The 10,166-nt window shown below is 71.5% G+C and carries 8 protein-coding genes; 6 read left to right on the top strand and 2 right to left on the bottom strand.

Features of this window, described 5'->3' with window-relative positions:
• Nucleotides 1-85: single-stranded DNA-binding protein (locus D7Y13_RS31640; protein WP_147452533.1), on the bottom strand; the 85-nt coding region annotated here is incomplete at its 3' end.
• 143 nt (nucleotides 86-228) lie between these two features.
• Between D7Y13_RS31640 and D7Y13_RS31635 the strand changes: the two genes are divergently transcribed.
• Nucleotides 229-750, top strand: coding sequence for a single-stranded DNA-binding protein (locus D7Y13_RS31635; RefSeq protein ID WP_120535520.1), 522 nt, complete (start codon nucleotides 229-231; stop codon nucleotides 748-750).
• Nucleotides 751-843: 93 nt separating this feature from the next.
• Here D7Y13_RS31635 and D7Y13_RS31630 read toward each other — a convergent pair whose 3' ends face one another.
• Complete coding sequence (locus D7Y13_RS31630; protein WP_120535519.1) at nucleotides 844-1,530, bottom strand: succinate dehydrogenase/fumarate reductase transmembrane subunit; 687 nt, start codon at nucleotides 1,528-1,530, stop codon at nucleotides 844-846.
• A 284-nt stretch (nucleotides 1,531-1,814) separates the two neighbouring features.
• Here D7Y13_RS31630 and D7Y13_RS31625 point away from each other — a divergent pair, with 284 nt between their 5' ends.
• The 5 genes from D7Y13_RS31625 to D7Y13_RS31605 all read left to right on the top strand — a co-directional run bounded on the left by D7Y13_RS31625 (nucleotide 1,815) and on the right by D7Y13_RS31605 (nucleotide 9,468).
• Nucleotides 1,815-2,708, top strand: coding sequence for an Hsp33 family molecular chaperone HslO (locus D7Y13_RS31625; RefSeq protein ID WP_120584869.1), 894 nt, complete (start codon nucleotides 1,815-1,817; stop codon nucleotides 2,706-2,708).
• Nucleotides 2,709-2,854: 146 nt separating this feature from the next.
• Nucleotides 2,855-3,556 carry a phosphoribosyltransferase gene (locus tag D7Y13_RS31620; RefSeq protein WP_120535517.1) on the top strand — a complete coding sequence of 234 codons (702 nt, stop codon included), beginning with the start codon at nucleotides 2,855-2,857 and terminating at the stop codon, nucleotides 3,554-3,556.
• 34 nt (nucleotides 3,557-3,590) lie between these two features.
• Nucleotides 3,591-5,519 (top strand): selenocysteine-specific translation elongation factor, encoded by a 1,929-nt coding sequence (selB, locus tag D7Y13_RS31615; RefSeq protein ID WP_120584868.1) that lies wholly within the window; start codon nucleotides 3,591-3,593, stop codon nucleotides 5,517-5,519.
• Nucleotides 5,516-8,032 (top strand): ATP-binding protein, encoded by a 2,517-nt coding sequence (locus tag D7Y13_RS31610; protein WP_120584867.1) that lies wholly within the window; start codon nucleotides 5,516-5,518, stop codon nucleotides 8,030-8,032. The genes selB and D7Y13_RS31610 overlap by 4 nt, the downstream gene beginning before the upstream one ends.
• Nucleotides 8,029-9,468, top strand: coding sequence for a sigma-54-dependent transcriptional regulator (locus D7Y13_RS31605; protein ID WP_120535514.1), 1,440 nt, complete (start codon nucleotides 8,029-8,031; stop codon nucleotides 9,466-9,468). Before D7Y13_RS31610 ends, D7Y13_RS31605 begins: the two co-directional genes overlap by 4 nt.
• The last annotated feature ends 698 nt before the right edge of the window (nucleotides 9,469-10,166 follow it).

Genomic DNA, 10,166 nt, shown 5'->3' with positions numbered 1-10,166 from the left:
GCTTCTGGCCGTTCTTGTCGTTCCAGCTCTCGCTCGTGGCGATGCGGAAGTTCGCCACGGCCTGACCGCCCGGGGTGAAGCGCACCTCGGCGTCCGCGCGTTCTCCGGCCGGTTTCTGGCCCGGGGAATGTCAGTGGTGGATGCTATGGGCTGAAGGACCTGTCGGGGCGTGTGTCCTCGCGGGTTGTACCTGGCCCTTGGTGGGCCAGGTCTCGGTAGGGAGGAACCATGGCTGGAGGCGTGAACAAGGTCATTCTCATCGGCAATCTCGGCGCGGACCCCGAGGTGCGCTTCACCCCGGGCGGTCAGGCCGTGGCGAACTTCCGCATCGCCACGAGCGAGAGCTGGAACGACAAGAACGGCCAGAAGCAGGAGCGCACCGAGTGGCACCGCATCGTCGTCTGGGGAAAGCTCGCGGAGCTGTGCGGCGAGTACCTCAAGAAGGGACGGCAGTGCTTCGTCGAGGGTCGGCTGCAGACCCGCGAGTGGATGGATAAGGAGAACAAGAAGAACTACACCACCGAGGTCGTCGCCACCTCCGTGACCTTCCTCGGCGGACGTGACGCCGGCGAGGGCTACAGCGGCGGGGCCAGCTCCGGCGGCGCTGGTGGCGGACGCCGGTCGCAGGGCGGCGGCGCCCCCTCGCGCGGCGGGGACGACTACGGCCAGCCGCCCCCCATGGGCATGGACGACGGCGGCATGGGCGGTGGCAACCACGGCGGCGGCGCGGACGAAGACATCCCGTTCTGACGCCCTGGTAGGCACCCCTGAAAAGCGAACCGGCCGCTCCTGGAAGTCAGGGGCGGCCGGTCGTGTTTCCGGGGTCCGAAGGCGACGTCCTGCTCAGCTTCCGACGTCCATGCCTTCCGGGCTGAAGGCCGCGCCGGCGGTGTAGAGGGCGTAGATGCTGCCCCACGCCATGGCCAGCAGGATGAGGAAGATGAGGATGGAGAAGGGCTCGAAGCGGCGCATGGAGCGGTCGCTGGCGAAGATGCCCCAGCCCATGGCGAAGGTCTGCAGGCCGTTGGCCAGGTGGTACGCGGTGCCCAGCGTGCCCAGCAGGTAGACCATCAGCGTGGGGCCGTGGTGGTGCATCTCCCGGGCGATGTCCGCGAAGGGCTCCGCGCCGCCCTCCACCAGCCGGGGGTGCAGGAAGGCCAGCCAGATGTGGGCGCCCAGGAACGCGAGCACGCCCAGGCCGGCCACGCGCTGCACCAGGTACTTCAGGTTGCCGTAGTTGTTGTACTGCAGGTTGTTGGGCTTGAAGCTGAACATGCGCACCAGCCCCCACGCCGTGTGGATGAGCAGGGGCAGCATCACGATGATGAACGTGAACGCCTGGGCGAACGGGTTCGCGTACTGCGTCACCGACTCCTGCCAGGCCGCCGCGCCGCGGAAGGCGGACAGGTTGTCCCACAGATGGTTGATGACCCAGATGCTCAGGGGCACCACGGCGAGGAACGAACCCAGCCGCGATTTCAACAAGGGCGTCCGGTCGGTGATGGCTTCGGCGGTGGCTTGGGTGCTCATCGAGTCTCCAGCGCGGGCACGCGGATGGTGGGGTGGAAGCCCCCGCGCGCCCAAGTCAGGGCCAGGTGCGACGGCCAGGAGGCGGTTTATAGCTGTTCCGTAGCGCGGGCTGGATTTCTTCCGCATTCCAGCGTGCCCGGGCGTGGCAGCCGGGGAACACCGACTCATAAGCCCCGCCGATGCCATCCCCCTGGCCCGGCTGCTGGCAGGCGCGCGGGCGTCCCGTCCCCGCCCCACTTTCATCGGTGGGCACGGACGGGTGCGGCGCGCTAACAAGCCCCCTTATGCCCGATGAGCTTGTCAGTGGATTGTTGAAGGCGTCGGACCTGCGGCTGATGCTGGCCACCACCAGCGTCCTGTCCCGCCAGGCCCGCGCCGCGCACCAGAGCATGCCGGCCTCCGCCGCCCTCCTGTCCCAGGGCCTCACCGCCGCCGCCCTCATGGGCGCGCTCCGCAAGGGCACGGACTCCCGGATCAACCTGCAACTGGAGTGCGACGGCCCCCTGCGCGGCCTCTTCGTGGACGGCGACGCGAACGGCGTGGTGCGCGGCTACGTGAAGAACACGCTGGTGGAGTACGTGGGGACGGAGGGCAAGTACCACTGGCGTCCCGTGCTGGGGAACCACGGCTTCCTGTCCGTGCTGCGCGACCAGGGCGGCGGCGAGTACTACCGCTCGTCCGTGGAGCTGGAGCACTTCGACCTGGTGGCGGACCTGGAGCGCTACTTCCATCAGTCGGATCAGGTGCCCTCGCACCTGCTCATGGCGCAGCTTCCGGGCGTGGTGGACGGCAAGGAGGACCCCCTGGGCACCGTGGTGGGCCTGCTCGTGCAGCCCCTGCCCAACGGGGACAAGGACGCCTTCCAGGCGCTGGGCAACCGCCTCAAGGCGCAGTTCCAGACGGCGGTCCAGGCGCACGCCCAGGATGGGGCGACCACGCTCTTGCGCTCGCTGGTGCCGGAGGCGGACCTGGAGGTGATGTCGCGCTACCCCCTGCGCTTCACCTGTTCGTGCAGCCGCGACCGCGTGAAGCTGGCGCTGCTCGCCATGGGCAAGGAGGAGCTCCAGGACCTGCTCGAGAAGGAAGGCCAGGCGGAGGCCACCTGCCAGTTCTGCACGACGCGCTATGTCATCCCGGGCGCGGAGATCTCCCAGATGCTGGCCGAAGGCAGCGTCTGAGCCTCCTGTCTTGAAGACAGACATCCTGGCGGCACCGGGGGATGTCTTCCGCGCGTCACATCCGCCGAGGAAGCAGGCGCGGCGGTTGTGGCGAGGGCGCGGTGCTCGGGATATGACAGGACCGCACCTCACCCGGAGCTTTCGCCGTGGCCACCAAGCGGGCAGCGCCTGGGCCGAAGTCCCAGGACCAGCGCAACCCTTCCCCGAAGTCCCCCTCGCCGTCCGACGCCCAGAAGCAGGGCGCGGAGCGCATCGTTTCCATTCCCAACGACCTGGTGCTCGCGCCCCAGGTGGAGGCCCCGCGCCAACCCACCGGCCGCGACCAGTCCCGCCAGAAGCCCAACGGCGTGGTGGAGCTGTCGTGGGCGGAGTTCGACCGCTCGGTGCAGAAGCTGGCGCGCACCATCCGTCAGAGCTGGGAGCCGCAGGCGGTGGTGGGCGTGGCGCACGGAGGCGTGTACGTGGGCGGGGCGCTCGCGGGGGCGCTCGGCGTTCAGTTCTTCCCCGTGCGCATCAGCCGCCGCAGCCGTGACAAGGCGGACCGGACGAAGAACCGCGCGCTGGACCCCCAGGTGAGCGAGGAGATGCCCCTGGCCATCAAGGGCCTGCGCGTCCTCATCGTGGACGACATCGCGTCCAGCGGGGACACGCTGGAGCTGGCCACGGCGCTCGCGCGCAAGGTGGGCGCGAAGGAAGTGAAGACGGCGTGCCTCGTGGCGCGGCCGGAGGGCTTCACGCCGGACCACGCGGGGATGTCCACCGACTCGCTCTTCGTCTTCCCCTGGGACTACGAGCCCGGGATGGGCGAAGCGCACTTCGACGACGACCCGGACAAGGCCGGCGCCTGAGTCCGCGGGACACCGGAAGGGTGCTGACGCGGCGATGATCATCGGGACTGCGGGGCACATCGACCACGGCAAGACGTCCCTGGTGAAGGCGCTGACGGGCATCGACACCGACCGGCTCCCGGAAGAGAAGCGGCGGGGCATCACGCTGGAGCTGGGCTTCGCGCACCTGCCCCTGCCGGATGGACACGTGGCGGGCGTGGTGGACGTGCCCGGCCACGAGCGCTTCGTGAAGGCCATGGCCGCCGGCGCGGGCGGCGTGGACCTGGCGGTGCTGGTGGTGGCCGCCGACGAGGGCGTCATGCCCCAGACGCGCGAGCACCTGGACATCTGCCGGCTGCTCGGCGTGAAGGCGGGCGTCATCGCGCTCACCAAGGCGGACCTGCTGGAGGCGCTGGGCGACGACTGGCGCGCGCTGGTGGAGGCGGACCTCGCCGCGCTCACCACCGGCACCTTCCTGGAAAAGGCGCCCGTGGTGCCCGTGTCCGCGAGGACGGGCGCGGGCCTCGCGGACCTGAAGTCGGCGCTTGGGCGCGCGCGGGCCACGCTGCCGGCGCGCCCCTCGGAGGGGCCCGCGTTCCTGCCGGTGGACCGGGCCTTCAGCATCAAGGGCTTCGGCACGGTGGTGACGGGCACGCTGCTGTCCGGCTCCCTGGCGGTGGACGACGCGGTGTCGCTGCTGCCCTCCGGTTCCGGGGCCCGGCCGGGGCCGCTGCGGGTGCGGGGCGTGCAGGTGCACGGGCAGCCGGTGGCGCGCGTGGAGGCAGGGCAGCGCGCGGCGGTGAACGTGACGGGCGTGGAGACGGAGGACGTGCACCGGGGCATGGTGCTCGCGCGCGAGGGCGAGCTGCCACAGACGTCCATGCTGGACGTGGAGCTGACGCTGCTGCCCGCGGCCGAGTCCCCGCTCCCGAAGCGCCGCAAGCTGCTCTTGCACCTGGGCACCGCGCAGGTGGAGGCCACGGTGGCGCTGCTGGACCTGGACACGCTCGCGCCCGGGGAGACGGCGCTCGCGCAGCTGCGGCTGGCGTCGCCGGTGGGCGCGCTCGTGGGACAGCGCTTCATCCTGCGAGGCTCGCGCGCGCTGCCGGGCCGGGGCGCCACGGTGGCCGGGGGCCGCGTGCTGTCCATCACCCCGCCGCGCCGTCGCCGGGGGGCGTCCGGGGTGGTGCGGCCGCTGCTGGAGGCGGACGCGGCCGGGCAGGTGGCGTGGCTGTTGCGGCAGGCGGGCTACGCGGGGCTCACGCAGACGGAGCTGTTCGGCCGCTCGGGGCTTTCGCCCAGGGTGCTGGCGCGCACGCTGGAGCTGCTGGGCGCGAAGGGGCAGGTGCTGCTGGTGGACCGGGAGCGGCGGCTCTACGTCTCCCATGACGTGTTCGAAGGCCTGCGCCAGCGCTCGCTCGCGTTGCTCGCCGCGTTCCACGAACGCGAGCCGATGCGCGAGGGCCTGTCGCGCGAGGAGCTGCGCCAGCGGCTCTCCGCGCAACTGGACGCGCGCCTGTTCCAGCGCGTGGTGCAGGCGCTGGTGGACGCGGGGAAGGCAGCGTCGGAGAAGGACGTGGTGCGCCTGCAGGGCCGGGGACGCACGCTCACCCTGGGAGACGAGGCCGCGCGCACGCGCCTGTCCGCGGAGCTGTCCGCGGCGGGGCTGGCGCCGCCCACCGTCACGGAGCTGGCGCAGAAGCTGAAGCTGCCGCCCGCGAAGCTCCAGGAGCTGCTGAAGGTGCTGGTGGCGCAGGGCGTGGGGGTGCGCGTGAGCGAGGAGCTGTGCTTCGACGCGGACGCGCTCGGCGGCCTGCGCGAGCGGCTGGTGACGCACCTGCGGGAGCAGAAGGAAATCACCACCCAGGGCTTCAAGGACCTGGTGGGCCAGAGCCGCAAGTTCATCATCCCCTTGTCGGAGTACTTCGATCGGGAGAAGGTGACGCTGCGGGTGGGTGACAAAAGGGTGCTGCGTCGAGGATGAGTCCCAAGGCCTACAGCAAGCAGGAACTGCGCGCCCTGGTGGAGCCCTTCTCCAACCCCGTGCTGGTGTTGGACGGGGAGGGCCACGTGCACGTGGCCAACGACGGGTACGTGCGGCTGCTGGGCCTGGAGCGCGAACAGGTGGAGGGCCGCTCCTTCCTCGACTTCGTGCAGGCGGAGGAGCGCAGCCGCCTGGCGGATCGCTACCGCCGGCTGGCCACGGGCTCGCCGCTGGATGGGCGCACGCAGCTCTACGGGGTGGCCAATGCGCAGGGCCGCACGCACGAGGTCTCCGTCCAGGCCTCGCAGCTGATGCTGGAGGGAGGCGGCTACGGCCTGCTCCTCAACTGCCTGGTCCAGGCGGAGCGGCCGGTGGAGCTGGCGGTGGCGGAGCGGCTGGTGGACACGTCCGCGGCGCTGGTGTCCGCGCGCTCGGAGGAGGCGGTGCGGCGCGTGGCGCTGGCGGGCCTGGAGGGCGCGGGCTTCCGGGCGCGGCTGTTGCGCTGGGAGGGCACGCGGCTGGTGGTGCGTGACGGCGTGTCCCCGCCGGTGGACGCGCACCTGGCGCTGGAGGCGCTGTCGGACGGGCGGCCGGTGTTCGGCGGCGCGGACCACGCGGAGCCCACGCACGCGTACCTGCCGGTGGGCGGGCCGCAGTCGGAGGTGCTCTGGGTGGCGGGGCCGTGGGTGGCGCCTCGGCACGGCTCGGTGCTGACGCTGTTCGCGAAGGTGGTGGGCGCGGCGCTCGCGGACGCGCACCTCCAGGCGGACGGCGCGCGCAGCCGCTGGGAGGTGGAGGCGGTGGCGGAGATGGCGCGCTTCGTGGCGCAGCCGGTCCCCCCGCCGCCAGAGCGGTTCCTCGCCCGGGTGGCGGACCTGCTGCACGCCCAGGCGGTGGTGCTGCACGTCGCCCCGGAGCCGGGCCAGCCTCCGCGCCTCGTCGCGCACGTGGGCCTGGAGGAGGGGAGCCTCTCGGGGGGCGAGGCGGAGCGCATCACCGGCGTGCTGCTGCCCGCGTCGCTCCGGACGGACGGGGGCGTGGTGTCCTCGTACGCCCAGAATCGCGCGCTGGAGTCGGTGTCCCAGGGCCGCTTCGGGGCCGGAACGGCGGCGCGGCTCACCCGGGGCGGGGAGGGCGTGGGCGCGGTGCAGGCGCTGCGCCCGAAGGAGAAGCCCTTCGACGAGCGCGACGCGCGGCTGCTGGCCACGCTCGCGGAGCTGCTGGTGACGCTCCTGGAGCAGCGCCGCCTCCGGGCCGAGTCCGCCCGCCAGCTCACGGAGACGCGCCTGCTGCTGGACCTGTCGCGCACCACGTCGGGCGTGCTGGAGACGGCGAGCATCCTGGACGTCGCGTCCGACTTCCTGGTGCACCTGTTGGACGTGTCCAACTGCTTCATCCTGCTCTACGACGAGCAGGCCAAGGTGCTCCGGGGCGCGGCCGCGTCCGAGGCGCACCGGGACCTGTTCCGCACGGTGGTGGTGCCGCTCGACAGCGCCTCCCTGGCCGCGCGCGTGGCCCGCGAGCGCAGGCCCATCGCCATCGAGGACCTGCGGCAGGGCGGCTCGTCCGCCGACACCGCGCTCGTCGAACAACTGGGGGAGAAGGCGCTGCTGGGCCTGCCGCTCACCTCGCGCGAGGAGCTCATCGGCGTGGTGATGGTGGACGACGTGCGCGGCCCGCGTCCCTTCGGCCCGGAGCTCATCGACCTGGCGGAGGCCACGTGCGGCCAGCTCGCGCTGTCCATCGCCAACGCGCGGCTGTACGAATCGCTGTGGGCCAGCTACGCGGAGCTGGCCGCCACCCGCGCGGAGATGGTGAAGCGCGAGCGGCTGGCGGCCCTGGGCGAGCTGTCCGCCATCGTCGCGCACGAGGTGCGAAACCCCCTGGGCGTCATCTTCAACGCGGTGGCCTCGCTGCGGCGGATCCTCAAGCCGGAAGGGGACGCCGCCATGCTGCTGGACATCGTGGGCGAGGAGAGTGACCGCCTCAACCGGATGGTGGGCGCCCTGCTGGACTACACCCGCCCGCGCAACCCGGTGCTCCAGCCCGAGGATCTGCTGCGCGTGCTCCAGGACTCGGTGGAGGCGGCGAAGGTGCAGGGGGGCGCGGAGCGTCCGGTGCGCATCTCCTCGGAGGTGGAGCCCGGCATGCCGCCGGTGCTCATCGACCGGAGGCTCATCCGCCAGGCCATCCTCAACGTGGCCGTCAACGCCATCCAGTCCATGCCCCATGGGGGCGAGGTGCAGGTGAAGGCCCGCCGCGAGACGCACGGCGGCCGCGAACAGTTGCGCATCGACGTGATGGACCAGGGACCGGGCATCCCGGCCGAGCTGCTCCACCGCGTCTTCGAACCCTTCTTCACCACCAAGGCCCAGGGCACCGGCATGGGCCTCGCGGTGGTGAAGCGCATCCTGGAGGATCACCGCGGCGAAATCGCCGTGGAGAGCGTGCCGGGACGCGGTACGACGTTCATCTTCCGGTTGCCGCTCACGCAGCCCCTGTCCTTTCCATGACCGACGCAACCACGCCAGTTCCCCGAGGACGCATCCTCGTGGTGGACGACCAGCGCAACATGCGCGCCACCACCGCGATGCTCCTGCGCGATGACGGCTACACCGTGTCCGAGGCCGCCACCGGCGAGGAGGCCCTGGGCGTGCTCGCGAAGGGGCAGGTGGACCTGCTGCTCACGGACCTGAAGATGGAGCCCATGGACGGGCTCACGCTCCTCAAGCGCGGGCTGGAGGTCTCCCCGCGCCTGCAGGCCATCATGATGACGGCCTTCGGCTCCATCGAGAGCGCCGTGGAGGCCATGCGCCTGGGGGCGTACGACTACGTCACCAAGCCCTTCAAGGAGGGCGAGCTGCGCTACCGCGTGGAGCGCGCCCTGGAGCGCTCCAAGCTCCAGATGGCGGTGGACAACTTCGCCACCGAATTCTACCAGACCCACGGCCTGTCCGCGCTGGTGGGGCGCAGCCAGGCGATGCGGGAGCTCACCACGCGCCTCATGCGCGTCGCGCAGAGCGACGCCACCGTCCTCATCCAGGGCGAGAGCGGCACCGGCAAGGAGCTGGTGGCGCGCGCCCTCCACGCGCACAGCCGCCGCAGCGGCCGGCCCTTCGTGCCCGTCAACTGCGCGGCCATCAGCGAGACGCTCCTGGAGAGCGAGCTCTTCGGCCACGCCAAGGGCGCCTTCACGGGCGCGGTGAAGACACGGCGGGGCCTCTTCGAGGAAGCGGACGGCGGCACGCTCTTCATCGACGAGGTGACGGAGACGAGCCCCGCCTTCCAGTCCAAGCTGCTGCGCACGCTGCAGGACGGAGAAGTGCGCCGCGTGGGCGAGTCCACCGCGATGCGCGTGGACGCGCGCATCGCCGCGGCCACCAACCGGGACATCGAGCTGGAGGTGCGCGAGAAGCGCTTCCGCCAGGACCTCTACTACCGCCTCAACGTGGTGATGCTGCGCGTGCCACCCCTTCGCGAGCGCCTGGATGACGTGCCCGCGCTGGCGGAGCACTTCCTGCAACGCTCCAACGCTCGCAGCCCCCGGGCCCGGCGCCTGTCCGCCACCGCCTTGGAGCACCTGATGACGTACAACTTCCCCGGCAACGTGCGCGAGCTGGAGAACCTGGTGGAGCAGGCCGCCGCGCTGGCGGAAGCGGACGAGCTGCTCCCGGAGGACTTCCCGCTGCGCCCCCAGTCCCGCGTGCTGCCGGCGGCCGCCTCGGGCCTGCCGCCCACGGACGCCCGCCCGGGAAGCCCGGAGGCCTCCGGCCCCACGCTGGCGGAGGTGGTGGAGGAAGCCGAGCGCCGCGCCATCGTCCAGGCCCTGGAGCGCCACGGCGTGGACCTGGCCCGCGTGGCCGACGAGCTGGGCGTCTCCTCCACCACGCTGTGGCGGAAGATGAAGCGGCTCAACCTCCGGCCCCCCGCCGGCGCCCCGCGCGAGTAGGTGCAGGTAACCCTTGGGGTCGGTGTCCAGGACGTGTCCCACCCCCTTCCGGGTGGGTTCAGATCCGAAATCGGACCCGTTCAAGGTTGAAAAAATCAAACCCCCGGATTTGCTCGGGCTTTTCAGATCTGAAACCCGATTTCAGCCCTGCAATGCTCGGAGGAGGGGAGCGCAGTGTTGCCCTGTCGTCCAAGTGCCTGAGAACTCTAGAGTTTCGCCTTCTGAAGCGGCTGGCATGGCACCTGCTAAGGCTTAGGTCCGGGACGCATCGAAGCGAGGCTGAAAGTGGTTCCCCCCCACCCTTTCAGCACTTCCGGTGTGTCACCTTGAGAAGACCCGCGGCCCGACACCCTCACGGGTGCCGGGCCGCCTTCTTTTCCACTCCACGCCGCGCTCCCTGGCCAGCTCATCCCTGAGAGGTATGCCAGGGGGGATTGAGTCCGTGGCCGCCGCGCCCTCCACGCCCGCGTCCCTTCCGAGGTCCAGGCGGTGGAGTCCATTTCACTTCTGCAATCCACGTCGGCCCATGACGCCACGGGCCATGTGGCGCGGATCCGTTTGCCGGGCTGCGCCATCCGCCACGCGTGCTGGAGCGCGTCATGCGGATCCGAGCCTCGCGGACAGGCACGCGCGCCACGCGGAGGTCGCCGCGGCGCTGAGGCGTGGGGCAGGGCGCATCACCCGGCGGGGAGGGGAGG

Source organism: Corallococcus praedator, assembly GCF_003612125.1.
Lineage (GTDB): Bacteria > Myxococcota > Myxococcia > Myxococcales > Myxococcaceae > Corallococcus > Corallococcus praedator.
This window is presented reverse-complemented; position numbering and strand designations above follow the sequence as displayed.